The organism is Prevotella aff. ruminicola Tc2-24 (assembly GCF_900110895.1).
Lineage (GTDB): Bacteria > Bacteroidota > Bacteroidia > Bacteroidales > Bacteroidaceae > Prevotella.
In genome coordinates this window covers 214454-240313 of the sequence record NZ_FOIQ01000005.1, presented here as the reverse complement: position 1 = coordinate 240313, position 25860 = coordinate 214454, and the positions used below count along the sequence as shown (strand labels likewise).

25 protein-coding genes and 1 tRNA gene are annotated in these 25860 nt (G+C 49.9%); 21 read left to right on the top strand and 5 right to left on the bottom strand.

The features are described from left to right. Positions 1 to 13 precede the first annotated feature (13 nt). From BMY63_RS10520 to BMY63_RS10470, 10 genes are all read left to right on the top strand, one after another. Positions 14 to 3313 carry a SusC/RagA family TonB-linked outer membrane protein gene (locus tag BMY63_RS10520; RefSeq protein WP_371113584.1) on the top strand — a complete coding sequence of 1100 codons (3300 nt, stop codon included), beginning with the start codon at positions 14 to 16 and terminating at the stop codon, positions 3311 to 3313. 13 nt (positions 3314 to 3326) lie between these two features. Continuing rightward, positions 3327 to 5324, top strand: coding sequence for a RagB/SusD family nutrient uptake outer membrane protein (locus BMY63_RS10515; RefSeq protein ID WP_091916583.1), 1998 nt, complete (start codon positions 3327 to 3329; stop codon positions 5322 to 5324). Positions 5325 to 5627: 303 nt separating this feature from the next. Beyond that, on the top strand, positions 5628 to 6389 hold the full coding sequence (locus tag BMY63_RS10510) for a hypothetical protein (protein ID WP_091916581.1): 762 nt from the start codon (positions 5628 to 5630) through the stop codon (positions 6387 to 6389). A gap of 23 nt (positions 6390 to 6412) precedes the next feature. Next, positions 6413 to 7639, top strand: coding sequence for a hypothetical protein (locus BMY63_RS10505; protein ID WP_143065777.1), 1227 nt, complete (start codon positions 6413 to 6415; stop codon positions 7637 to 7639). A gap of 123 nt (positions 7640 to 7762) precedes the next feature. Then, a complete protein-coding gene (locus BMY63_RS10500; protein WP_091916577.1) occupies positions 7763 to 8248 on the top strand; it encodes a hypothetical protein in 486 nt (161 codons plus the stop codon). A gap of 109 nt (positions 8249 to 8357) precedes the next feature. Continuing rightward, the gene (locus BMY63_RS10495) at positions 8358 to 9239 is read left to right on the top strand and encodes a hypothetical protein (protein WP_091916575.1); all 882 of its coding nucleotides are present in this window, start codon (positions 8358 to 8360) and stop codon (positions 9237 to 9239) included. Between the two features lie 79 nt (positions 9240 to 9318). Further along, the gene (locus tag BMY63_RS10490; RefSeq protein ID WP_091916573.1) at positions 9319 to 9858 is read left to right on the top strand and encodes a hypothetical protein; all 540 of its coding nucleotides are present in this window, start codon (positions 9319 to 9321) and stop codon (positions 9856 to 9858) included. A gap of 37 nt (positions 9859 to 9895) precedes the next feature. Next, the gene (locus BMY63_RS10485) at positions 9896 to 10279 is read left to right on the top strand and encodes a hypothetical protein (protein ID WP_091916571.1); all 384 of its coding nucleotides are present in this window, start codon (positions 9896 to 9898) and stop codon (positions 10277 to 10279) included. Between the two features lie 1504 nt (positions 10280 to 11783). Then, positions 11784 to 11969, top strand: a complete 186-nt coding sequence (locus BMY63_RS10475) for a hypothetical protein (protein ID WP_091916567.1) — start codon at positions 11784 to 11786, stop codon at positions 11967 to 11969. A 110-nt stretch (positions 11970 to 12079) separates the two neighbouring features. Continuing rightward, entirely contained in the window at positions 12080 to 13426 is a 1347-nt protein-coding gene (locus BMY63_RS10470; RefSeq protein WP_177178433.1) for a radical SAM/SPASM domain-containing protein, read from the top strand. 94 nt (positions 13427 to 13520) lie between these two features. On the opposite strand, the gene BMY63_RS10465 is transcribed toward BMY63_RS10470, so the two are convergent. The 3 genes from BMY63_RS10465 to porQ all read right to left on the bottom strand — a co-directional run bounded on the left by BMY63_RS10465 (position 13521) and on the right by porQ (position 16728). Beyond that, positions 13521 to 14975: an OmpP1/FadL family transporter gene (locus BMY63_RS10465; RefSeq protein WP_256219000.1), complete on the bottom strand. Its 1455-nt coding sequence runs from the start codon at positions 14973 to 14975 to the stop codon at positions 13521 to 13523. A 96-nt stretch (positions 14976 to 15071) separates the two neighbouring features. Beyond that, on the bottom strand, positions 15072 to 15761 hold the full coding sequence (gene cmk, locus BMY63_RS10460; protein WP_091900629.1) for a (d)CMP kinase: 690 nt from the start codon (positions 15759 to 15761) through the stop codon (positions 15072 to 15074). A 22-nt stretch (positions 15762 to 15783) separates the two neighbouring features. Next, positions 15784 to 16728, bottom strand: a complete 945-nt coding sequence (gene porQ / locus BMY63_RS10455) for a type IX secretion system protein PorQ (RefSeq protein WP_091916563.1) — start codon at positions 16726 to 16728, stop codon at positions 15784 to 15786. Between the two features lie 103 nt (positions 16729 to 16831). Between porQ and BMY63_RS10450 the strand changes: the two genes are divergently transcribed. The 11 genes from BMY63_RS10450 to BMY63_RS10405 all read left to right on the top strand — a co-directional run bounded on the left by BMY63_RS10450 (position 16832) and on the right by BMY63_RS10405 (position 23825). Beyond that, a complete protein-coding gene (locus tag BMY63_RS10450; RefSeq protein ID WP_091916561.1) occupies positions 16832 to 17530 on the top strand; it encodes an energy transducer TonB in 699 nt (232 codons plus the stop codon). A gap of 25 nt (positions 17531 to 17555) precedes the next feature. Continuing rightward, positions 17556 to 18530, top strand: coding sequence for a polyprenyl synthetase family protein (locus BMY63_RS10445; protein ID WP_091916559.1), 975 nt, complete (start codon positions 17556 to 17558; stop codon positions 18528 to 18530). Positions 18531 to 18540: 10 nt separating this feature from the next. Beyond that, entirely contained in the window at positions 18541 to 19353 is an 813-nt protein-coding gene (locus BMY63_RS10440; RefSeq protein ID WP_091916557.1) for a TatD family hydrolase, read from the top strand. 50 nt (positions 19354 to 19403) lie between these two features. Next, positions 19404 to 19491: transfer RNA gene (locus tag BMY63_RS10435), tRNA-Ser, on the top strand. An 83-nt stretch (positions 19492 to 19574) separates the two neighbouring features. Next, entirely contained in the window at positions 19575 to 20411 is an 837-nt protein-coding gene (locus BMY63_RS10430) for a MotA/TolQ/ExbB proton channel family protein (protein WP_091916555.1), read from the top strand. Further along, complete coding sequence (locus BMY63_RS12370; protein WP_176771077.1) at positions 20408 to 20767, top strand: hypothetical protein; 360 nt, start codon at positions 20408 to 20410, stop codon at positions 20765 to 20767. The genes BMY63_RS10430 and BMY63_RS12370 overlap by 4 nt, the downstream gene beginning before the upstream one ends. Further along, positions 20728 to 21270 (top strand): ExbD/TolR family protein, encoded by a 543-nt coding sequence (locus BMY63_RS10425; protein WP_177178432.1) that lies wholly within the window; start codon positions 20728 to 20730, stop codon positions 21268 to 21270. Before BMY63_RS12370 ends, BMY63_RS10425 begins: the two co-directional genes overlap by 40 nt. Further along, the gene (locus BMY63_RS10420; RefSeq protein ID WP_256218999.1) at positions 21267 to 21734 is read left to right on the top strand and encodes an ExbD/TolR family protein; all 468 of its coding nucleotides are present in this window, start codon (positions 21267 to 21269) and stop codon (positions 21732 to 21734) included. The genes BMY63_RS10425 and BMY63_RS10420 overlap by 4 nt, the downstream gene beginning before the upstream one ends. 1 nt (position 21735) lies before the next feature. Next, the gene (locus tag BMY63_RS10415; RefSeq protein WP_091900614.1) at positions 21736 to 22224 is read left to right on the top strand and encodes an Lrp/AsnC family transcriptional regulator; all 489 of its coding nucleotides are present in this window, start codon (positions 21736 to 21738) and stop codon (positions 22222 to 22224) included. A gap of 32 nt (positions 22225 to 22256) precedes the next feature. Further along, complete coding sequence (locus BMY63_RS10410) at positions 22257 to 22835, top strand: hypothetical protein (RefSeq protein ID WP_091900612.1); 579 nt, start codon at positions 22257 to 22259, stop codon at positions 22833 to 22835. A 66-nt stretch (positions 22836 to 22901) separates the two neighbouring features. Next, positions 22902 to 23825, top strand: coding sequence for a serine O-acetyltransferase (locus BMY63_RS10405; protein WP_091916550.1), 924 nt, complete (start codon positions 22902 to 22904; stop codon positions 23823 to 23825). Positions 23826 to 23880: 55 nt separating this feature from the next. Here BMY63_RS10405 and BMY63_RS10400 read toward each other — a convergent pair whose 3' ends face one another. Together BMY63_RS10400 and BMY63_RS10395 are read right to left on the bottom strand one after the other, a co-directional pair. Then, positions 23881 to 24471 carry a hypothetical protein gene (locus BMY63_RS10400; protein ID WP_091916548.1) on the bottom strand — a complete coding sequence of 197 codons (591 nt, stop codon included), beginning with the start codon at positions 24469 to 24471 and terminating at the stop codon, positions 23881 to 23883. Between the two features lie 70 nt (positions 24472 to 24541). Beyond that, complete coding sequence (locus tag BMY63_RS10395) at positions 24542 to 25846, bottom strand: MFS transporter (protein WP_091916546.1); 1305 nt, start codon at positions 25844 to 25846, stop codon at positions 24542 to 24544. Between the last annotated feature and the right edge of the window lie 14 nt (positions 25847 to 25860).

Below are 25860 nucleotides of genomic sequence, written 5' to 3'. Positions count from 1 at the left end.
AACAACAAAACTTATGATGAAAGACGTTTGTGAAATGTCGGCAAAGCGTGTGTGCCTAACATCCGCTTTGGCAACGTTGCTGCTCGTCGGCATGCCTACCCAGAGTGCCTTGGCACGGGGTGGCGTTCAGGCCGTTCAGCAGACAGCGCAGGTGAACGGTATCGTGGTGGATCCCTCTGGAGAGCCCATCATTGGTGCTACGATTAAAGTAAAGGGCCAGTCGGTAGGTGCCATCAGCGACATTGATGGTGGCTTCACCATCAACGCCCAGCGTGGCGATGAGCTCGAAGTGAGCTACATCGGCTACAAGACCCAGGCCGTGAAGGTGTCAGGATCGAACGTGAAGGTGGTCCTGCTCGAAGATTCCAAGGCCCTGGACGAAGTCGTGGTTGTAGGCTTCGGAACACAGAAGAAGGTGAACCTGACAGGTGCTGTTGCCGTTATCGACGGTGATGAGCTGGCGCAGCGCCCAGTGGCGACTGCCGCCCAGGCTCTGCAGGGTCTTGTTCCTGGTCTGCAGATCTCTGCAACCAGTGGTACCCTCGATGCCAATCCCGACATCAATGTGCGTGGTACTGCCACCATCGGTGAGGGCTCCAGTGGTTCGCCGCTGATCCTGATCGACGGTATGGAGGGCGACCTGAATACTATCAACCCTCAGGACATCGAGAATATCTCCGTGCTGAAGGATGCAGCCTCATCGAGCATCTATGGTAGCCGTGCCCCGTTCGGTGTGATCCTCATCACCACCAAGAACGGCGCCAAGGCAGGCAAGATCAAGGTGAACTACAACAACAGTTTCCGTTTCAGCGATCTGATTCGTGGTAAGCACATGATGAACTCCGTCGATTATGCCTCTTGGCTGAATGATGCCAAGACCAACCAAGGTCAGTCGGTGTTCTTCGATGCTGAGCGTATGGCGGCCATCCAGGCTTATCACAACGCCACACCTGTCGGTCCTGGTGTCCGCAGGGGTGCCGACGGTCAGCTGCTCTATGCCATCGGCTCACAGAACGGTGTGACATGGGACGACGGCTATGGCTATGGTATCGACGATGTCGATTGGTACGATGTGGTCTACAAGGGCACAGCCTTCTCGCAGGAGCATAATGCCAGTGTGACTGGCGGTAGCGAGAAGCTTACCTACTATGCGTCTGTAGGCTATCTCGACCAGGGTGGTTTCATGAACATGGGCAGCGATGGTCTCAAGCGTTACAACGGTACGGCCAAGATGAATATCGAACTGGCCAAGTGGATCCGTATGAACTACGCGATGCGTTTCACGCGCACCAACTACCATCGTCCTGCGGCTCTGACGCGTAACCTCTACAACGACATGGCTCGTCAGGGATGGCCTATCCTGCCGCTCTACGATCGTAACGGCTATCTCTACTCGTCGCCTTCTCCTGCACTGGGACTGGCCACGGGCGGCACTGATACGAACGAGCGCGACATCATCAACCATCAGCTCGGGTTCGTGCTCGAGCCTATCAAGAACTGGATCACGCATATCGACTTCAACTATAAGATCAATAGTGCCGTGCGCCACTGGGACAGTCAGCGCACCTACAACCACAATGTGGCAGGTGAGGCCATCATCTACAACCAGGGGTCGAACGTACATGAGGATTTGCGTAAGGATAACTACCTCAACTTCCAGGCCTATACCGACTATAGCTGGACCATGGCCGAGAAGCACAACTTCCATGTGATGGGTGGTTTCCAGACTGAGCAGTTGAAGCGTCTGGACTTCGGTCTGCAGCGCGATGGTATCCTCGATCCCTCGAAGCCTGAGGTTGACCTGACCAATGGTCTGAGCTACTCTGGTGAGAATATTGTTCCAAGTGTGAACGGTGGTCGTAACCAGTGGCAGACTGCTGGCTTCTTCGGACGTGTGAACTACAACTACGACGAGAAGTACCTCTTTGAGGCTAACCTCCGTTACGACGGAACCTCACGTTTCCGTACGGATAAGATGTGGAAACTGTTCCCGTCAGTGTCGTTGGGCTGGAACATTGCCCGCGAGAAGTTCTGGGAGAGCCTCGCTCCCACGGTGAACACCTTGAAGCTTCGTGCCTCTTATGGTTCGCTTGGTAACCAGAACATCAACAACTGGTATCAGACCTATCAGACCATCGCCTATAACTCTGTGGCTGGTTCTTGGCTGCAGAACGGTGCTAAGCCCAATATCACCAGTGCTCCTGGACTCGTGTCGGCCCTGCTCACCTGGGAGAAGGTGGAGAGCTATAACCTCGGTCTCGACTTCGGTGCCTTCAACAACCGTCTGACAGGTACCTTCGATGTCTATGTACGTAACACCCTCGACATGGTGGGAAAAGCTCCTGAGCTGCCAGCCATCCTCGGTACTGGTGTGCCTGTGACGAACAATACCGACCTCCGTACAACGGGTTGGGAGTTGCAGATCTCATGGCGCGACGTGCTGAAGAACGGTCTCTCCTATGGTGCTACCTTCAACATCTCGGATGCCCGTACGAAGATCACCCGTTATCCCAACAACCCCACGAAAGCTCTTAACAGCTATATCGAGGGCCGTTATATGGGTGAGATCTGGGGCTTCGAGACGATAGGCATCGCCAAGAGCGATGAGGAGATGGAGAACCATCTGGCCACGACGAAACAGAACTCTCTGGGTAGCAACTGGGCGGCTGGTGATATCATGTACCGCGACCTGAACAATGACCATGAGATCACTCGTGGTGCAGAGACGCTTGACGATCACGGCGACCTAAAGGTCATCGGTAACTCAACCCCGCGCTATCTCGTAGGTCTGAACCTCAACGCGGCTTGGAAGGGCTTCGATATCAGTGCCTTCTTCCAGGGCGTACTGAAGCGCGACTGGTGGATCGGCGGCTCATGGGGCGGCGGTCTGGAGTATCTCTTCGGAACCACCAACTCTTGGGAGTGGTGGAGCGTTGGTATCACCGATGTGCACGACTACTACCGCGATGCCAACACCTGGTCTGTACAGAACGGTTATCAGAAGGAGAACAAGGATGCCTGGCTGCCTCGTGTGCAGTTCAGCGACAAGAACGAGCAGGCTCAGACCCGTTACCTGATGGATGGTTCGTATATCCGTATGAAGAACCTGCAGATTGGTTATACCATTCCTACGCACCTCACCCAGCAGTGGGGTATCAGCATTCTGCGTGTCTACGCATCGGCTGAGAACCTCTTCACCTGCACCAAGATGCCTCACCAGTTCGATCCTGAGCTGATGTCAAACGACGTGACTCAGAACAACGGCTATCCCCTCCAGAGAACATTCGCATTCGGTCTTAACGTTACATTCTAAATCAATCGCAATTATGAAACTATATAAGATATCATTCATAGCGCTGGCTCTTACCACAGGCGTAACTTCATGTAACGACTATCTGGAGCAGGAGCCGCCTTCATCGCTGACACCAGAGAACTTCTACACCAGCGAGGATCAGGTACAGGCCGTAGCCAACCGTTTCTATCAGGACATCCTGCCTGGTCATGGCGGATGGGACTATGGTACCTACACCACCGACAACAATACTGACGTGCAGGCAGCACGTACGCCGAGCGCCAAATTCTCCAAGGACCTCTGGCGTACCAGTCAGTCTGGGGGCTGGTCTTGGGATAACATCCGCAACATCAACTTCCAGTTGGGTCAGTTGAAGACCAAGATGGCCGAAGGTGCCATCAGCGGCAACGAGACCAACATCCGTCAGTATATCGGTGAGATCTATTTCTTCCGTGCATACGCTTATTTCGACCTGCTGAAGACATATGGCGACCTGCCCATCCTCACAGAGGCTCTGCCCGACGATGAGGCCGTGCTCGTGGCCGCCTGTCATCGTGAGCCCTGTAACGAGGTGGCTCGTTTCATCGTCAACAACCTCGACACGGCTATCACCTATATGAAGGAAGACTTTGAGGGCCGCCATACGCGTATCTCTGTCGATGCCGCCCGCCTGTTCAAGTCGCGTGTGGCGCTCTATATGGGCTCATGGCTCACCAACTTCGCTGGTACACCGTTCGTGCCCAATGGCACAGGTTGGCCGGGAGCAGCCAAGAACCCTGGCTATAGCTTCCCTGCTGGTTCACTGGAGAGCGAGGCCCAGTATTTCTTCAAGACAGCTGCCGACGCTGCCGAGCAGGTGGCCGACAAGTACAAGGACAAGCTGACGAAGAACAATGGTGTCGTGCCACAGGCTGAGGGTCAGAGCAATCCTTATCTGGAGCTCTGGGGTACCACAAGCTGCGCTGGCAAGAGCGAGATCCTGTTGTGGCGTGAGTACAGTAAGTCGCTTGGTCTGAACAACGATATCGAGGTAGCTGTAGAGAAAGGAAATATCGGCACAGGCGTTACCCGTTCGCTCGTGGAGCGCTACCTGATGGCCGATGGTAAGCCCATCTACAACTCCAGCTTCACCTACGACGACTCAGAGATTGCCAAGGTGGTGGAGAACCGTGATCCTCGTCTCGCTGTCATGTTGAAAGTGCCTGGACAGGTGAACTGCTTCAAGAACGTGAGCGATGACGCTGGTACCCACTGGACAGAGACTGAGCCCACACCGCGCATCACCAATGCCAATGCCGAAGACGGCTATATCACGGGCTATGCCATCCGTAAGGGTATGACCCACGACCGTTCGCTGACAGCCAATGGTGGTAGTTATAACGTTTGTGTCGTCTTCCGTGCCACCGAGGCCCTGCTCAACTATATCGAGGCAGAGTATATGCTGACGGGCAATATCAACTCGGGTAAGATCCTAGAGTACTGGAAGAAGGTGCGCGAGACAGCAGGCTTCACTGGCGCTGCCGTCGATCCGCAGGTCACCATTGCCGCTACCGACATGTCGAAGGAGACCCTCGACTGGGCAGCCTTCACTGCTGGAAAGGTGCTGACAGACGCCACACTCTATAACATCCGTCGTGAGCGCAGTTGTGAGTTCCTCGCTGAGGGCCTCCGTGATATGGACCTGAAGCGCTGGCGTTCTTATGAGCAGCTCATCACGAAGCCTGTCTATGCAGAGGGTATCCACCTCTGGGGAACACCGATGGAGCAGTGGTACACTGATCTCGTGGCTGATGGCTCTAGCAGCTCTAACGTGTCACAGAAGTCAATCAGTGAGTATCACTGTCCTCATATCGTGAATATGACGAACAACAGTTATGCCGATGGTCTCACCTGGCGTATGGCCTACTATCTGGATCCACTGCCCCTGCGACAGTTCCTGTTGACGGCCTCCGACCACAAGACCATGTCGGAGAGTCCGCTCTACCAGAATCCTTACTGGCCGATGGAAACAGACAAACCCGCAGAACAGTAATAATCATCAGAGACCCGAGGTTCAACACCCCGGGCCTCATTTTTTTATGCCCATCTAACAAATCCCGCCCCCTCCGCGGTCCCTGAGCCCCCTCCCACGCGGTCCCTGAGCCTGTCGAAGGGAGAATCGCTCGCTTGGCTTGTCCAAGAAGGAAGAACCGCGCTCCCTTGCGATTGCTGAGCCTGTCGAAGCATCGAAGGGACATCCCACAAAATACCTCATACATTTGGCAGTCTCAAACAAATTGCCTATATTTGCCGTTGGTAATATTTGAATAACAGGAAGATAAAAGTACGAGATTATATGAAGAAGTTAAAAATAATAATGCTATTCTGTTTGCTATTTACTGAGTGCCCAGCAAAACAGGAAGTAGACTCTTTGTACATTCGTTACTTTTCATGGGAAGATTATAAGCAACCACATATCATAACCTGCAACAACTTTGAAGACGAAATGCCCTATACAGAATACTGTGTTTCTGACAGATCTGAGATTGACAGATTATTAGGGAGCATGAGAGAATTGCCAAAGACCTCTGATACGGTTTTTTGTGTTGGATGCAAATTGCTATTCCTTCATAAAGGGATGATTGTGAAGAAAGCCTGTCTGAATTCCGAATATGTTATGACCGGAGGACAATCCTATCTATGTACGCAAGAATTCATGAATACGATTAATGACATCATGCATAATGGTGTTATCGTGAATCGTCAAGACAGATATCTGCCCAACAAATATGGGGATGAATACATTCATGGAAGAGAGGCTTTGTTTTCAGAACTTGAAGCATATTATGCGAAGCATGTTCCGGAATCTATCAGAAAGAATGGTGATACTCGCATTGTCGTATATTGTAAATCAAACAAAAAAGGAAAGACGACAAAGATCGAAAGAGTCCGTATATACAATACGAATCTATCAGATAGTCAAACAAAAGACATAGAGCAATTGATCTATAGATTCTTTATGAAGAAGGTAAGGTGGAAACCAGACGAAACAAGGATGGAGTCTGATTGGATTACAATATATTACAAGATAGAAGGAGATCAGGGAATAATTCCATGATTTTTCTTGAGAGAAATGTAGCTATGAGAGTCTTGATTATTTATCTAATGTTATTATCTTCTTTATCTGTTTTCTCCGTGAAGCCTCAACAGATAATAGATAGTATGGTTATTAAGGTTGCGCCATGGGATGCTGTTACGGATATCGGGATAGAATGCTCTAATTTTGAGACAAGTATAGACTATCAGGTATGTGATGAACAGAATTCTTGCGCAATATCAAAAATAGTTAGTGAACTGAACCGTCTTGATAAATCCCTGAAAGGCGGTGAGGACATGAGATGCAAAATTATATTCTATCATTCGGGTGAGGCCTTGTGGTCATGCTGTATAGGTAAGATAACAACAAAAATCGAATCCGAATATTATTATACTTCGCCCTCATTAATTGCTGTCATAGATAGTATAGTTAATAGTCATCAAACGCAGTTAAGAAAAGAAGTAATAGAAAAGTGGGACTATACTCCAAGTCTTAATAAGGTCTACCAGTATTTGACGAGTCAATCTGGTCGATTATACGATGGTATTGAGATCAAAGAAGACTTGGAATTTACTGTTTTTTGCAATGTAGGAGAAGACGGTAGAACGACAAACGTACAATTTACAAAAAACAGAAATGGGAAGGATAAGGTTATCCCTGTTCAGATCACATCGGTATTAGAAGAGATTCTTTATCATGAAATAAGATGGGCCGTCCCCCCCAAGCATTATGCAGACTGGGTGCCTATCAAGATTTCAATTAAATCGAATGTCTCAAAGAACAAGACGGGTGCTAAAGCCAATGATTCCATTCTTGTAGACAAAGAAAGGACTGAAAGGCGAACCATATTTTACAATGAGGAGGAAATGAATTCCATAGGGGAAGGATCCATAATAGAGGACGGTGGTATTATTGCCAAATATCTATCTGATAGCTTGGTAGTATATGTTAATAAAGCAGGCGAAGAGATTCGTATCGTACCGAATATGGTATGTTTTGATAAAGGAAGAGAAGGACTCATAAAAGAACTCTTTTCGTCTTTGGATATTTCTAATGAAGATTATGGTGGAAGAGTTATTTTCTTTATTTTATTCAATAACATGTTGCAGGTGCAAGAGATAAGAGTTTTCGAGCCATTACGTCCATCTTACAAAGCTAACGATTTAGTCATCGATAAGTATGTAAAATACTTAGAACAGACAGAGGGCCGGTGGATAAGAAAAGAAAACAAACAAGAATGGAATTTGTATATTTTCTCGACTGTGATATAACTTTTATTCTTTAATCTCATGTTTTTGTGCTATATTTGCCCTCGATAATCAACCATATAGTTTGAAAGATGATTAGCGATACATGTTCTATCAACAATGATATTAGTCAATAAATGCTGAGATATGGAAATAACGATTCAAGATGATGTCTTTTTGAAAAAGGTCTTCAAAAGAAAATGGAGACGGGGTATAGCATATCACGGCTGCATCATGGATTATCTGTCAAGACCACAAAAAGTCGCTTTTACGATGAAGCGATTAATGGACGTCCCGTTTTCCAAAGGTCGTATGATTATCCAATATTGGGAAGACGAGAAGATAATGACACGGATGTTGAAGCGTCATGGCGTCAAAGACTATGAGATAGTTCGGGCATATAAGCAGGGAGCGACTCCTGGATATCTTAATATCAATATCTCCGGTGATACTTTGGACGCGAAGTTCTTGAAAGAGTTGCTTACCCGTCATTATGGAAATGACTTTTCTGCGGATAATGCTATTGATATAGTCCCCTTTGTGGTGATAGACACGGGAGGGGATGAAATCATAGCATTCCATTTGTATGATGACAGAGGATTCTATGAATACTTTATCCGGAAAAATATCTGAGTGTAGAGCGCATGCTGAAGACGATTAATACTCCTGAAAGCGAGATAGATAATTATTTGGGTTTACAAAACAATGATGTATCGTATTCGAATGTAATAGAAGTTGAGGTATGGGGAAAAAGCCATCAAAAAAAATAATCGTGCTTGCAGCAGTGGTTATGCTGTTGGTATCTTGTAGGCAATCGTGTTTTGACGTTCTTACTCATAATGATGTCGGATATTGGTCGTTTAATTGGACGCATAAAAATCTTTTTGGTAGTATTATCGAGTTCTCAAAGAAGGATTCAACAATGAAATACATTGATGATAATTGGGCATATGAAGATTGGCCCCCTGCATTATGGGGGCTTAAATTTAGAATTAATAATGATACGTTATTTACTTATGTAAACAGAAGGGGGTATGTGAAGACGTATGATACTCTTTCTATTGTATCTTATTCAAAGAATACATTCATTTCCAATGACCGCGAGGCTGAGAATGTCAAATGGCATCGGATATCGACGAAGTATGCAAGAAAAATGCTTAATGCTCCTGATCAGGTGAAGTTGTCATCTTTATTGAAAAGACGCGACCATGATAAGAAGATAACAAATATTACTGGCATCGTGTGGAAACTATATGGTTATGGCGATGTTTCTACAGGAATAGTTAAAAAATCGGAATATCTAAAGAAGGATTGGAAGTGCGTTATAAAGTTATGGGAGAGCGGAACCGTATCAGGTAATTCATGCTACGATGATTTAAGAGGGGAATATGCCCTCTCTGGATCAAATATAGAATTCTTAAGCATCGAAAAAAGAGTCGGTGGGCGTGATGATGACAATGGCAAAGATTTCTGTGATGCCCTACTGCAATGCAAGAGGTTTAAGTTAACGAACAATTGGTTACAGTTGTTCTATAATGATGGGAAAAATTATCTTTTATTCATGGTGGCGAAGAACTTCAAAGAGAACGAGGATCTAAATAGAAAACGGAAATCATTGATATAATTATAAATTATTCGGTTTTTCATAATAAAACAGATAACCCTAATGTTGAATTTAAGTTTAAGATGGAAGATAAAACGAAATGAAGACTCTTATTACAATATTAATGACAATCTGTGCTATTAATTGTATGGGGCAGGATAATCAAGGGGCGATGTTTTTCAATGCCGACGGTTCGCAGAATGCTTACTTCATTGATACATTGCATATAGATAGCCTCGTTATAGTTAGATCCAAGAAAAATGGACATTTCTTTGCAACAAGAAACTCCTCAAGAATAAGTTTAAAAGGTAACATCTGGAATTTACCAGAGACATACCTGTATGATGATGTAGGTCATTTTGCTGGTTGGTGGTTTAAGAACATGCCAGACAGTGTACTTCCTGATGATATATATGAAAGCAAGATAAATAATGTTGTAATAGAATACAGCCCGTCATCAGATTTCAAGTCATACCAAATAGTGCGTAATAGTGGTACTCCCAAATACTATTGGCTTGTTATGATTAGGGGCGACGCATACAATTACCTCACGGTACGCAGTATTCTTGACGGAGGTCGTAAATTCGTAAAATTCAAAGATGATAAGGGTTATTACAAATTGTTAGTTCCGATATGGTGAACATAGCCCCAACATATGACGAAATAAAAATATAGAAATGGATAAGCTAAGAAGGTTCAATAACGAAGAAACAGATAAGGTTAACATTTATGAGAGTACTATCATTCGTATGTCGAATGATTCTGATCATAATATTGTGTTTGTTGTAGACTGGCTGGAAGGTGATAATATTAAAATTGTATTTAAAGACGTCTCAGACGTTATATATGATTTAAAGCGTAATTCTGCTTATGAAAAGGAACAGATAGGCAAGTTAGAAATTAGAGGTTTTTCGTATGAACGTAAGGATGGTTTATATATAGTGCAATTTAATTTTGACACAGAGTTATTTGGAGTAATACGCATCACATGCAAATCTTTCGCTTTCTTTGTACCATCAGAACCCATAACAATTGGAGGTAACGACAAAATGATATTATAGGAGCTATGAAGGATTACGATATTAAATGGAGCGAGTGCTATCTCTGCTCAATACAATTTTCAGAGGATTATTGGCATCTGAAAGTTATCTTATATTGTCCTCATGAGAAGGACGACTCTTTTGTGTATGAGGTTGAATTTAGGGATTGCAATATAGAGCAAATGAAAATAAGTGGAAATTCGATCATGTTTCCGATAAAGGATCTTGTCCATCGGAAACTCCCCAATGGAGGCTATGATATACTTATATCATTCTCTTCCAAATATGGAGAGGTCATTAATCTTTCATGCTCTGATTTTTATGTTCGCAATCATGGGGCCGGCTATATTGGTCTTGTAGATTCTTTACCCGTGGGCAAACAGGCATTAAATTGAAAGGTGAAGGAACGACCAATCGGGAAGTAATTGTCATAAAAAAGTGCTTAAAAAAGTGTTCGTCTGAAGTTGTGAACTGGAAAAACTAAGGGGGACTTTTATGCCTTTCTGGGGGCTGTTATGGTGTGCTTTTGGCCTGTTCGGAGTGGGGAAGGGGGCTACTCTGGGTAGGGGTGGCTTCTAACGGTCAAAGAGATTATCTCCATGACTGTAAGGAATGGCACTTACGAGAGAAGGAGATAATCTCTTATAGGGTATAGGGATTATCTCTTTCGCTTGTAAACCCTATCTCCATGGCTCTTGGAGATTATCTCTTTGAGGGAAAGATCCTGCCTCTTTTTTATGTTGCTTTAACTCGCATGTTATCAGGTAAATACGATATTCGCTCAAAACTTGCGTGTATGGGACTCATTTTGATGTTTATGATCTACATGCGAGTTATGAGGGGGCTGTTGTAAAAATATATCGCAAGGCGGCGATCTCGCTTTTTACCTGCGAGACGCAAGAAAGGCCGTCTATGATGCAGGGTTGTACCCTGCTGGGATGTTCTTTTTCTCTGGCGCAGAGAAAAGAACCAAAAGAGACATCCACCCTAACCAAACTTGACCTTCGGTCGACTTCTGTCACGACTCGGGAGAGTTCAAGTAGAACTTGCCTCTCCTCTCGCTGTTCCATCAGTTCCCCTATATGGGAAGGCTTAACCGCTCCTCCTGTCGCTCTTACATTAAGGTACGCTCAGACCATCAAAGGTCTGGCGTGATTTTTTATCGGCTGCGCGCAACTTCTTCGGTGACATTCCGCGGTTTACCCTTCGACAGGCACAGGGACCGCGGGGAGAGTGGTTCAGGACCGCTTGGGGGCTCTGGGGATGTGTTGGGGGCGACTGACAGGAGAAGCTTGAGGTGTCCCCCTCTATACTGGCCCCCCATAAGGGGGGCTAAAGTATAAGAGGGGGCCTCGCGCACCTGTCAGTCGGGAGACGAAAAAAATAGCACTTTGATGAAAAAAAACTCTCAAAGGATGATGTTTTCTCGATTATTATCTGTACTTTTGTAGAGTCAAATATCTAACCTACGAGCGCTAACGGTCTTGCGCATGAAAGAGACCTAAAACATAATAAAACTAACAACATGAAAAAGATTAGAAAAGAGGATTTCGCAATCCTGAATGAGAGTGAGATGAACGAGACAAAAGGTGGAATCCGTGTTGAGAAGCCCATCGGTTTCTGCGGTCACATGGAGTTTGCTTGCTGCGTCTACAACTACAAGGTAGATCTTCCTACTCTTCCTATTGACAAAGAAGTGCTCCTGCCTTAGTAGTTAGGCTCTCGCACAGTGAAGCTACATTTCACTGGAATTAGAAATCTTATGATCATGGGATTCGCCATTCCTGTAAAGAATGGCGAATCTCTTAAATGCTTACGATGATGTTGAAGGTGTTATCTAAATGTGATTTTTATTATCTGAAGAGAGATCACCAATGCTACCTCCTGCATATTCCCACCATGACGGTGGTGAACCTGAAGGAGGATACGGTTGTCGATCAGTTCTTTGTCCAACTGACAGGACAAGGCCGTTTCTTCGACGATGAGGAGTTCCAGAGTCTTGAAGAGGAGGTGCTGGAGGTATTCCCCGTTTTCAGTCAGAGCTTTGAATCGAAAGGCGATGATGATTCTTATTCGATGCAGGATGTGATCTTACCGATCTCGGGCAAGTGTAACCTGAGGTGTACCTATTGCTTCGCCCAGAACAAAGGCGACTTCGGGTTCGGTGACATCACACCGGAGAACTGCCATGAGATCATTGATTATATCATGGCGCATGCGGATAAGGACATGCAGTGCCGACTCAATTTCTTCGGCGGTGAGCCCATGCTCCGGATGGATACCATAGACGCCGTGCTTAACTATATATCCGAGAAATACGCTGACAGGAACGTGGGGTATGGTATCACAACCAACGGCACGCTGTTCACCGATGAGAATATCGAGTACTTCAAGAACCACCATATCGATATCCTCTACAGCTATGACGGTCCTGAGGAGTTTACGACCCATCGGGTATTCCCGAATGGGAAGCGTAGCAACGACCTTGTGTTGAAGAATATCCTGAAGGTGAAGGCGGCCGGTGTGAAGTTCCAGATGAGGGCGACCATCCCAAGCGACTGCGAGTGCATGTGGAAAGTCTACGACTACTTCGAGAACCTGGGCATGCCTTTCTCTGCCGTACCTGCCTATAAGTCGAGGAACGTGAACAGGGCGTGCGTTTACGACGAGCGTCTGGAATCGTTCAAGAAACAGTATGAGGAGCTGATCGAATACTATATCCGTCGCATAGACAACGGACTGCCCGTTCACTGTATGTCGATCAGGGAACAGATAGACACGCTCGATAACCACAGGACACACCTGAGAGCCTGCTCTTCGGGAAAGTACATGTTCTCGATCGTTGATTCTGGCGAGATCTTCAGTTGCGAGCATCTGGCTTACGACAAGAAGTATGCCATCGGTGATATCCGTAACGGCATCGACGTGGAGAAGATGAAGGAATACCGTCCTGACTCGGTCCATAAGATCGAGAGCTGTCGCGACTGCTGGGCCAAGTATCTGTGTTCTGGAGGATGCTATTCCGAGAAGCTGCTGGTCGGACGGCAGCACGAGGCGCTCCCGCCCGATGAGTGTGAGATGCAGAAGATGCGGTGGAACTTCCTGTTGTCTGTATATGTCTATCTGAAGACGAGACAGAGAGAGAAGAAGATGAAGAGTCAAAGCTAAGGACTCGGAAAAGAAATCATAACCAAACAGACCGCCCTCCGAAGGTATTCTACAGTCTTTCGGAGGGCGGTTCGTGATGTGTCAGGGAATGGGCTTAGAACCTGTAGTCGAGGCCCACGCCGACGACATGGTTCGTGCGGCTGTAGACATCCTTGCCTGCATAAGGCGTGCCGAGGTAGTTCTGCTGCTCATGTGTGTAATCACTGTAGAGTGTGCAGAAGTAGCTGACGTTCAGGCGAAGCTTGTCGGAGATGTTCCAGGCACCTCCGCAGCCAACGCTATAGCTGTCGCAGGCGAAGGAGGTGTTCTGCTGGTAGCCGTCAGAGAGACCATAGTCGGTACGCTGACCGCCACAGCTGACGGTGAACTTCTGGTTGATGTCGTACTCCACACCAGCGAGCACCTCGTGTGTGCCGTGCTTGAGCTCCTTCTGACGGTTGTCGGTCATCTGGGCGTGCTTGTCGTCGAAGAAATGGTATTCCAGCGCAGCACGCAGCTGTGGGGTGAACTCATAACCGACAGCAGTCACGAAGAGTGAAGGCATGTCGTAGCGTACATGCTCGTCGGGCATGTAGTTCTTGATCTTGTCAGCCATCTGGTCGCCCATGGCTGAGGCCAGAGCACTCAGCGTGGCTGCGTTGCCCATCTGCTCGGAGAGTGCCTTGATATCGGTCTTCTGTCCCAGCATGGTGACGCTCAGTGCCTTCGTGTCGTTCTTGGTGTTGATCTTCGAACGGAACTCATAGCGGGCTGCGATGGTGAGCGGGCCCTGGTGGTAGTCGAAGCTGACGATGGGAGAGAAGCCCCAGGCACGCTGGGTGACGTCGAGCTGCAGATCCATGAGCTGCTGACCACCTAACTGCTGATGGGTCGTGGCTGTGACGTAGCCTTTGTTGTAGCCGTCGTAGTAGTTGGCGCGCAGACCGATGGAGGCGGCGAAACGGTCGTTGATCTTACGGGTGATATTGATCTGTCCGCCATAGATATACTGCTTGCCTTTCACCTCAGAGTCGATGTCGTACATCTCGGGTGTGATGATGGGACTCTGGGGGTTGGCCATGAAGGTTGCGACCGACTTCTCAAAGATCTTTCCCATCGTCATGGCATTGAACATGGGAATGCCTTCTTCGTATTTCACGAAGCCGCCACTACCCACGATACCGATCATGGATGAGAACACCCACTTGTCTTTCTTGTACGAGGCGAAGAGGGCGGGCACGATAGGAGCAGAAGCCTTACCGTTGAACTTCTGGTGGATGTCGTAGCCCTGGTAGCCCAGTTGCGGATTAGCCAGGAAGTGGGGAAGGGTGGTCTCGATGTCGCGGTTCTGCCAGGGCTTCTGGAAGTTGAGCGAGAGCTGGAGACCTTCGTGCCCCCAGGCGAGGCCTGCAGGGTTACTGTATGCCGCATCGATCTCCGTAGAGGCACCGCGAGCGAACATACGGTCGAATGCTATGTGATAGTTGGTGTTGGTCATCAGACCACCTGCCTTGACGGCAGAGGTGATAGCCATCGTGAAGATGGTAATAATAAGAACTTTTTTCGTCATTTTTTCGGGTTTGTGATAAAATTGGCGGCAAAGGTAGCAATAAATCAGGAGAAAACCGAAAAAATGACGAAAAAAAACGCATAAACGGACAGTTCCTTAAGCTGTCCGTTCCTTAAAGCGGTCGAGCAGCCACTGTTTCTGCTCGGCGATGGTCATGTGACTGTTATCGAGCTCGATAGCGTCGTCAGCCTTACGCAGCGGACTCACCTCGCGGTGTGAGTCGATATAGTCGCGCTCCTGGACATTCTTCAGGATATCGTCGAAGTCGGCAGGCATGCCCTTGGCCTTCAGCTCGTCGAAACGACGCTGGGCGCGCACCTCGGCAGAGGCGGTGACGAAGATCTTCAGCTCGGCATCGGGGAACACGGTGGTGCCGATGTCACGGCCGTCCATGACCACTCCCTTGTCCTTGCCCATCTGCTGCTGCTGGGCGACCATGGCGGCGCGCACGAAGCCGACGGCGGCGATGGGACTCACATGACTGCTCACCTCGAGGGAGCGGATCTCCTGTTCCACGTATTCGTCGTTCAGGTAGGTGTCGGGGCGTCCGGTCTCCGGGTTGAACTTGAAGCTGATATGGATATGGGGCATCTCGGCCTCCAGCTCGTCGGTCTTGACGCTGCCATCCTCGTTGAACAGTCCCTTTCGGAGGGCATAGAGGGTGACGCTGCGGTACATGGCGCCAGTGTCGACATAGACATAGCCCACCTCACGGGCAAGATCCTTGGCCATGGTGCTCTTTCCGCACGAGGAATGGCCGTCGATGGCAATAGTGATTTTCTTCATATGGTTGTTCTTTTGTTAATGATTACAGTGTGTAGGCCACATTGATGAGCAGACTTCCGGCCGAGACATGATACTTGCCATAGCCGATATTCAGCTTGAAGCGCTCCAGTTGCAGACCTGCGCCGAGTGAGAGACCCGCACCGTGGGCACTGTCGCCCTCGGCGTCGCTGATGGTCATCTGGTGGGCACGACGGAAGTTATAGCCGGCGGCGATGTAGATGGTCTCACTGAGCAGAATATCGACACCCATGGCGAGGTGACGACCAAAACTCTCTTCCCAGTCGGTCAGTCGACTGAGCGTGGCGGAGAAGCGGAGCGGGGCGTTCGCAAGTCGTTTGCTGACACCCACCTGCAGATCGAAGGGGATACGCTCGAACGCATCGTCGTAGGCTTTCACCTGTCCGCCGAGGTTACGGGCTACAGCCGAGATGCTCAGGTCATGCGCCTCGTCGTAGTAGTTGGCACCGATATCGACGCCTACAGCCAGCGAACTGTAGCCGGCGATCTTCGACGAGATGACCTTGGCCGTGACGGCTCCGGAGAGTGTGTTGGTGAGGGCATAGGCGAAGGTTCCGCCGATGGCGATATCGCGGGCGGAGAACGTGCCGAGCTCCAGGTTGTCGCTCGTGGTCTCCTTCATCGACCCGTAGTCCATGTATTGTCCTGTCACGCCCCACGTCCCTCTGTCGCCGGCAGCCCTGATGAAGGCGGCACTGGCCGTCTTCGTTCCCTCCATGTAGGTCATGTAGTTGAGGTTGATGGTGCGGTCGCTCACACCGTTGATCAGTGCCGGGTTGTGGAAGATGAGCGTGGCATCGTTGTCTGTGATGGAGATGTTCTCGCCACCGAGGGCCGCCACATGTGCGCTGACGGGCAGTCGCAGGAAGTTGTAGGCTGTCCGGCTCTCCTGTGCTCGGGTCAGTAGCGCAAGAGACAGAAAAACGACGGCGGAAACAGTTCTTCTCATCTAATTTTTGATAAAATCGCTGCAAAGTTACGCATAAATTACAATTTCTTTGTATCTTTGCATGCACTTTTTAGTAAAATAACGGAAGATTCTCGTTTTTATTATGGAAGTTAAGAAAAGTCGCGAAGCGGATCTGGAAGGGCGTCGCGTGCAGGGATTCCTGTTAGGACTGATCGTGGTGCTCGCCCTGCTGTTCGTCGCTCTCGAATGGAATAGCGGCGGCAGTGGGTGGAACTTCTTCGCCGATGACGAGGAACTGGAGGCGGAGATGGAACTCTCGCCGCTGAAGCGCGACAAGGACGAGGTGCCGATGATGCTCCCGCAGCAGCAGAAACATGAAGAACAGCAGACGGAACAGCTCCGACTGGTGGACGATGACACAGAGCTGCCGGTAGAGCCGCCAGTGCCTGAGGAACAGGATCTCCAGGAGAAGCAGGAGGCTCAGAAGACGGAGGAGAAGCCCGAGGTGGTGGATATGTACAATGAGCCGGTGGACTTCCGCGTGGTTGAGGATCTGCCGCAGTTTCCCGGTGGGGCCGCTGAGTTCATGAAGTGGCTGACGAAAAACCTACGCTACCCTGCTACCGCGCAGCAGCGGAAGGTGAAGGGAAAGGTGGTGGCACAGTTTATCGTGAATACCGACGGTAGCGTGTCAGACCTGGAGGTGGTAGAGCATCTGGATGCGGCGTGCGACAAGGAGGTGCTGCGTGTGCTACAGATGATGCCGAAGTGGCAGGCGGGCGTGATGAACGCCAAGCCCTGTAGGACGAAGGTCCGCATACCGGTGGTGTTCAATTTCTAGTAAGGATTTAGTAAAGATTTGAGATATGTATACATCTGACGAACTATTGAAAAAGGTGAATGAAGCGCTGGAGGCGCTGACCTACGACCGGCAGCCGATGTCGTTGTACGAGCCTATCAGGTATGTGCTCTCGTTGGGAGGCAAACGTGTACGCCCAGTGCTGATGATGCTGGCCTACAACCTGTTCCGCGAGGATCCGGAGCGCATCATGACCCAGGCCATCGGTCTGGAGACCTATCACAACTTCACCCTGTTGCACGACGATCTGATGGATCATGCCGACATGCGTCGTGGCCATGAGACGGTGCATAAGAAATGGAACCCGAACCAGGCCATCCTCTCGGGTGATACCATGCTCCTGCAGGCTTTCGAACGCATCGAGGCTTGTGAGGTGGATAAGGTGAAGGATGTGTTCGCCACCTTCCTCCAGACAACCTATGAGATCGGTGAGGGACAGCAGCTTGACGTGGAGTTCGAGACGCGTAATGATGTGACCGAGGACGAGTATATCGAGATGATCCGTCTGAAGACGAGCGTGCTTCTGGCCTGTGCCGTGAAGATCGGTGCGATCCTCGCCGGTGCCTCTGTGGAGGATCAGAACAACCTGTATAAGTTCGGTGAACAGATTGGTCTGGCCTTCCAGCTGCAGGACGATCTGCTCGACGTGTATGGCGACCCGAAGGTCTTTGGTAAGAACATCGGTGGCGATATCACGTCGAACAAGAAGACCTATATGCTCATCAATGCCGTTAACCGTGCCGATGAGGCGCAGCGTAAGGAACTGATGGGATGGATCAATGCCGAGACGTTCGATCGCGACGAGAAGGTGAAGGCAGTGACGGCTCTCTACGACCAGATCGGTATCCGTCAGCTCTGTGAGCAGAAGATGGAGGCTTGCTATGCCGAGGCACAGCGCTATCTGGCTCAGGTGTCTGTTGCCGAGGATCGTAAGGCGGAGCTGAAGGCGTATGCCGCAGCGATGATGAAGCGTCAGAGTTAGGATTCTAAGCATGATTGATACACACTGCCACTTGGATGGCGAGGAGTTCGCTGCCGACCTCGACCTCGTTATAGCCCGTGCCCGGGAGGCTGGGGTGGAGGCCGTCGGTGTGCCAGGCATCGATGTGAAGTCGTGTGAGACCGTCCTCGAGGTGTGTCGTCGTTATCCGGGTTACTGTTATCCGATGCTGGGACTGCATCCTGAGGAGGTGAAGGCCGACTGGCGCGAGGTGCTGGCTCAGATTAAACCCTTCCTAACGTCTCTTCTCGACGCTGGGGGATCCTCGTCACCTTCGGGGAAGACGGGAGGGATGCCCATCGGTGAGGTGGGACTCGACTTCTATTGGAGTCGTGAGTTCGAACAGGAGCAGTTGGACGCCTTCGAGGAACAGGTGCGCTGGTCGGTAGAGATGGGACTCCCTTTGATGATCCACTGTCGGAAGGCGCAGAACGAGCTGGTGGCCATCCTGAAGAAATACAAGGACCATCTCCCAGGTGGCGTGTTCCACTGTTTTACGGGTAATGCCCTGGAGGCGCGCGAACTGTTGCAGTTCGACCGTTTTGTGCTGGGTATCGGTGGGGTGCTGACGTTCAAGAAATCACACCTGCCTGAGGTGCTTCCTGAAGTGGTACCTCTTGACCGGATCGTGTTGGAGACCGATGCCCCTTATATGGCTCCCGTTCCGATGCGAGGACAGCGTAACGAGCCTGCTTTCGTAGCCTATGTCATGCAGCGTCTGGCCGAGGCCTACGGAGTTACAGCAGAGGAGGTGGAGCGGCAGACTAATGCAAACTGCGAAAAAATATTAAATATATCCGCCTAATCTGCGGATTCTGCGGTAAAAATACTACCTTTGCATCCGCTAAATACTAAGGAGAGGTGCTCGAGTGGTTGAAGAGGCACGCCTGGAAAGCGTGTAGCCGTCAAAAGCGGCTCGCAGGTTCGAATCCTGTTCTCTCCGCAGGATCAAGAACAGGTTCAAAGCGCCATAAGGCCATCCTGTTCTCTCCGCTTTTAGCCGCATAACTACAAACTGACAGGATTATGAAAAGAGTGATTATTCTGTTCTCCCTCATAGGTTTGCTCTTCTTTACGCAAACTGCCGTTGCTCAAGATAAAACTTCTCAAGACACGATGCTCGTGGCGAATGCTGTCGCAACAGTCGATTCAGTGGCTGTGGCCGACTCGGCACTGGCGGAGAATCTCGTGCTCGAAGACCCTGAGGGCGATGTCGAGAATGGGGGCTTCCATAAACAGCTCAAGACCAAGTTTATTGATGGAAATGTGGGGTTCATGTCGCTGGTGGCTCTGGCCCTGGTGCTGGGTCTTGCTTTCTGTATCGAGCGTATCATCTATCTGACGCTCTCGGAGATCAAGGCCAGAAAGCTGATGGAGGATATTGAGCAACACCTGAAGAACGACGATGTGGAGGGGGCTAAGACACTCTGTCGGAACACCCGTGGACCTGTGGCCAGTGTGTGTTATCAGGGACTGCTGCATATCGATCAGCCGATAGAGGCTATTGAGCGCAGCATCACGAACTACGGCGGTCTGCAGGCCACGAACCTGGAGAAAGGTTGTTCGTGGATCAAGCTCTTCATCGCCATGGCGCCCTCGCTGGGATTCCTCGGAACGGTGATTGGTATGGTGATGGCCTTCGACCAGATCCAGCAGGCCGGCGATATCGGACCAACCATCGTGGCAGAGGGCATGAAGGTGGCACTGATCACCACGATCTTCGGTATCGTGGTAGCCTTGATCCTGCAGCTCTTCTATAGTTATATCCTTTCGAAGATTGAGCGTCTGACGGCCCAGATGGAAGAGTCGGCCATCACGCTTCTCGATATCATCTCTGTCTATCAAACGAAACGATCGTTATGAATAGTCTGGTCTCGCCCTTCCTTGCCGACCTGATGCTGGGTCTGATGTACCTGATGGTGGCTGTCGCACTCGGTGTGACGGCATATTCTGTCTGGCACACGCTCCGCACCCGACAGCAGGGCGACGACATCGTCAACGGTGTGCCGGCAGGCAGGATCGGGTGGTGCGTGGCCATCGCCCTCGTCGTATGCCTGGTCATCACCTTCCTCTTAGGCTCCTCGTCGCCGGTCATTACCAACGGTGTCCGTTTCACGGATACGTTCTGGCTGAAGACGACAGATATGTTTATCTATACCTCAATCCTACTGATCATCGGATGTTTCGTAAGCGCTATCGTCAGCAGATTCCGGAGCTGAACACCACCTCAACGGCAGACATCTCGTTCATGCTGTTGATCTTCTTCCTTGTGACATCTTCGATGGATACGGACAAGGGACTGCTGCGACAGATGCCGCCGCCTCCGCTTGATCATGAGCAGCCTGTCGACATCAACAAGGATCTTGTGATGCGTGTGGCACTGGATGCCAATGGTCAGCTGACATGTGACGGGAAGACGGTCTCTGTCCGACAACTGACGGATGAGGTGCGTACGCTGGCGCAGGTGAACCGTACAGGGCATGTCGTGTCGCTGCAGGTTGACCGCCAGGCCACCTATGAGGCCTATTTCGAGATGCAGAACGCCATCGTCGGTGCTTACCGTGCCCTGCGTGAGCAGTATGCCCGTGAACGGTATGGGCGTAGCTATGGTCTCTGTACGTCTGACGAGAAAGCGGCGGTCAATGCCTACTATCCCCAGCGTATCAGTGAGGCGCCTACGACGGAAGCGTCGTCTGATGGACAGAAAGGAGGTCGCGTATGAGACCCATGCAGAGCATGTTCCGTACGAAGCATCACCATGTTCCATCGTTGAATGTGGCGTCGATGCCCGACCTGATTTTCACCGTGCTGTTCTTCTTCATGATCGTCACTCATATGCGCAGCGATGAGGTGAAGGTGAAGGTGGAGGTGCCGCAGGGCAAGGAGATGCAGAAGCTGGCTCATAAGGCGTCGGTGGTCAACGTCTATATAGGGCACCTTATCCAGGGGACTGATGGTGAGTACCGTATACAACTCAATGGCGATATCGTGACGACCGAGGAGATTCCGGCCCGTATCGAGGCCATCCGTGCTTCCATGTCGCCAGAGAATGCCGACAAGCTGACCGTCAGTCTGCGTGCCGACCGTCATACACCGATGGGACTGATACAAGACGTGAAACAAGCCCTGCAACAGTCGTATGCTTTGAAGATTCATTATAGTGCAACCGATAAAACCAATAATTGATATGAGTAAGATTGATAAACTTGACAGGCAGATCCTCCGACTGATAGCCGAGGATGCCCGTATTCCGTTCCTGGAAGTAGCTCGTACCTGTAATGTGAGTGGTGCAGCCATTCATCAGCGTATCCAGAAGCTGTCGGCGATGGGTGTGCTGAAAGGCTCGCAGTTCGTCATCGACCCTGAGAAGATCGGTTATGAGACATGTGCTTATATCGGCTTGAACCTCAAGGATCCCGGCACCTTCGACGAGGTGGTGGAGAAACTCAAGGAGATTCCTGAAGTGGTGGAGTGTCATTATACCACAGGAAACTTTGATATGTTTATCAAACTGTATGCAGTGAATAATCACCACTTGCTGACCATCATCCATGACAAACTGCAGCCACTGGGACTGGCCAGCAGTCAGACCCTGATCTCTTTCCATTCGGCTATTAACCGTCAGCTGCCTATCGTCGACATGCTCTCCGGAAAGGAGGACGACGAGATCATCTGATGTGAGGGGGACAACAAGCAGAGGGGCGTAAGATGAAGAAGCTTTTATTCGTCGCAGTTCTGGTATTGGCAGCCTGCGGCAATAAGACGGGTAGGACCGTCAATGATGCGGATTCTCTCAGGACTGATACACTGACCGATGCGATCTCCGAAAAGCATACGGCAGCGTATATCAGTCAGCGTGTCGATTCGATGTATAGCCGTTATAAGAATGCGACGCGTAATCAATTCGGATTGGTGATCGATCATACGGTCAACTACGACAGCATGTTCTGTTCCACACGCTATCAGAACCTGAAATCGCAGGCCTTGGCTCTGGCAGAGGACGATCTTCTGTTGGACTACGACCACTGGACGAACTCACAGGATGATGGCGATTTCTCTTATCAGATTGAGAAGATTGAGAATATCACGGATTCCACTGCGGTGGCCTATCTCAATGCCGAGAACTTCGGTAATGACTATGAAATCGTTCTCAGTCTGTTCTTCGAGCGGGGTGACTGGTATGTCGATGATTTCCTGTCGCCTGTTGACGGGAAAGGAGAGAAAGCATACTTCCAGACCTATATCCATGAGCGGTCTGGGGCTTTTGGAGACGAAGAAAAAAACTAAAAGATTTTTTGGTTTTTTACTGACTTAGTCGTACCTTTGTCCCTGAAACGTACAAGAACTAAGGAAATGATAGACAAGAAGACCGTGAATGGGGTGTTGCAGAAGAATGTAGCACTGATGTCGAAGCATACGGAAAAGGAGGTGGGCATGATGCCTGCCACCGAGGCTCCGTTGCCTTCTGTAGAGCAGGTGAAGCAGATCGTCACACTGGTGAAGAGCATTATCTTCCCGGATTATTTTAACAGACGTCAGCCCGATGAGACACAGCGCTCGTATTACATCGGTGTCCACATGGAGGAGTTGCTGACACTGCTGACGAAGCAGATCGCTCATGGCTTGCAGTTCTGTGAGGACTGTGAGGCTATTCGGACAAAGGAACAGGTCTATACTGAGGCAGAGCGATTGGCGTTGACCTTCATCGATACGTTGCCGGAGATCAAACGGCAGTTATATACCGACGTGGAGGCGATGTTCGATAATGACCCCGCGGCACCGAACTATGGTGAGGTGATCTTCTGCTATCCGGTGGTGAACACGATGACCCATTACCGTATTGCCCATAAGCTGCATGAGCTGAAGGTGCCGGTGATTCCACGTATCATCACGGAACAGGCGCATTCGAAGACGGGTATAGACATCCATCCGGGTGCACAGATCGGTGATTATTTCTCGATAGACCACGGTACGGGTGTCGTCATCGGTGAGACGGCCATCATCGGCAACCATGTGACCCTGTATCAGGGTGTGACACTGGGTGCTAAGAGCTTTAAGTACGACGAGCAGGGCAACATGCTGAATGTGCCGCGCCACCCGATCATCGAGGATCATGTGACCATCTATTCCAATGCTTCTATCCTCGGACGTATCACCATCGGGCATGACTCCATCATCGGTGGTAACATCTGGCTGACGCATAGTGTACCGCCTTATTCAAGAATCCTTCAGAGCAAGGCCGTGGATGCCGGTTTCCAGGATGGAGCGGGCATCTGACAAGAAATGATACCAAGAAAAAAGGCTTCCTTAGCGGGAAGCCTTTTTTCTTATATTAGTTGGATGCTTTCTTCTTCAGGAGTGCCTTGGCGAACTTACCAGAGGCGTAGCTGCGACCATCGTCACTGATATAGACGGGGATAGAGTCAGACTCTGCTCCGCGGGTGCGGAAGCTGAAATGGATGTCGAAATCATCCCAGTTCCATCCGGTGTTGTTCCTCAGGTCGAAGCGATAGACACGGTCTTCCCAGTCGTACATCACACCACGGAAGTGATTGTGGCTGATATCGTAGTCTTCCCAGTCGATGCGTACGTTGTTCCAGTCGCGATTCCTGTAATCGATATAGATATTTCCGTTGCGCACCTCCCAGTTGAAAGCACTGTAGGCATAGTCGTGGCGATCGGTGAGGGAATAGTCGACCTCATAGCCTGTGCCGTAGGTGGCATCATAATAAGCTGCGTCGAAGCGCCATACGGTATGGAACTTACCATCTTGGAACTCATCGCCCCAGATATTCTGGTAGTATGTGCCAAGCCAACCTTCCCAGTTTGCACCAGTCAGTCTGTCGGCCACCATCTCATCGGTATCGCAGCTGGTCAGTACGAATGCCGGAATCATCATCAGTAGGTAAAATATCTTCTTCATAATAGTCATGTTTTAAATGTTTGACAGTGCAAAGATAGGTAGATATTCCGATGCTGTCAAGAGATTTTTCCTATTCGTCGGTAGGGTTTTCCCTAATCTCTTTCTTTTTACCGAATTCCGGATCGATTTCCAGAAAGGATGATGCAATATAGGTTAGGGAGCAAGAGGCGATGACGATGAGGAAGAATGTCTGATAACCGACGCTCTCTTGCAGGGCGCCTGCAAAGAATCCTGGAATCATCATCGACAGGGCCATGCAGGCCGTACAGAGTGCATAGTGGGCGGTCTTGTGCTCTCCTTGACTATAATAAATAAGGTACAGCATATAGGCCGAGAAACCGAAGCCGTAGCCGAACTGCTCGATAAACACGCAGATATTGATGATCAGGAGACTGTTGGGTAAGGCATAAGCCAGATAGACATATACCAGGTCGGGGAGGGTGATGGCCATCACCATGGGCCAGAGCCAGCGCTTCAGTCCGTCGCGGCTGGCAACAATACCACCGAGGATACCGCCCAGGGTCAGTCCGATAACGCCGACCGTCCCTTGCACTAAGCCGTATTCAGCTGGAGAGAGTCCCAGACCGCCCTGTGCTTGTGTGTCGATGAGGAAGAGGGCACTGACCTTTGCCAACAGTCCTTCAGGCATGCGATAGAAGAGCATGAAAAAGAGTCCTGCCAATACTTGGGGCTTCTTGAAAAAGGTCTTTACCGTGCGCCAGAACTCCAGTAGGATGTAAGTAGAGGGAGAGAGCGACGGGTCTTGGATATATCGCTGAGAGTCCTCAGAGGGGTGTGGCAGGATATAGTGATGCCACATCCAGAAGGCGATGAAGAGACCAGCCATACCGTAGAACATCAGACTCCAGGAATATCTCACGTTTCGTGTGATGACCTCAAGGTTGCCTGCCAGCATTACCAGCAGTCCTTGTCCGAAGATGGTCGCTATGCGGAAGAATGTGTTGCGGATGCCCACAAAGTAGGCCTGCCTGTGCTGGTTAAGACCGAGCATATAGAACCCGTCGGCCGCAATATCATGGGTGGCACTGGAAAAGGCCATCAGCCAGAAGAAGGCCAGTGACCCCTGCAGCCAGTAAGGGCCTGGGATCGTAAAGGCCACACCGCCAAGGGCCGCACCGACGAGCAGTTGCATGCTGATGATCCACCACCGTTTGGTCTTGATGATGTCGATGAAAGGGCTCCACAGCGGTTTGATGACCCATGGCAGGCTGAGCCACGAGGTGTAGAGCGTGATGTCGGCATTCGACAAACCCAGACGTTTGTACATGATGAGTGAGATCGTCATCACGGCCACGTTAGGCAGTCCTTCCGCGAAGTAAAGTGTGGGCACCCATGCCCAAGGGTTTCTTCTCATATATATAAATGGTC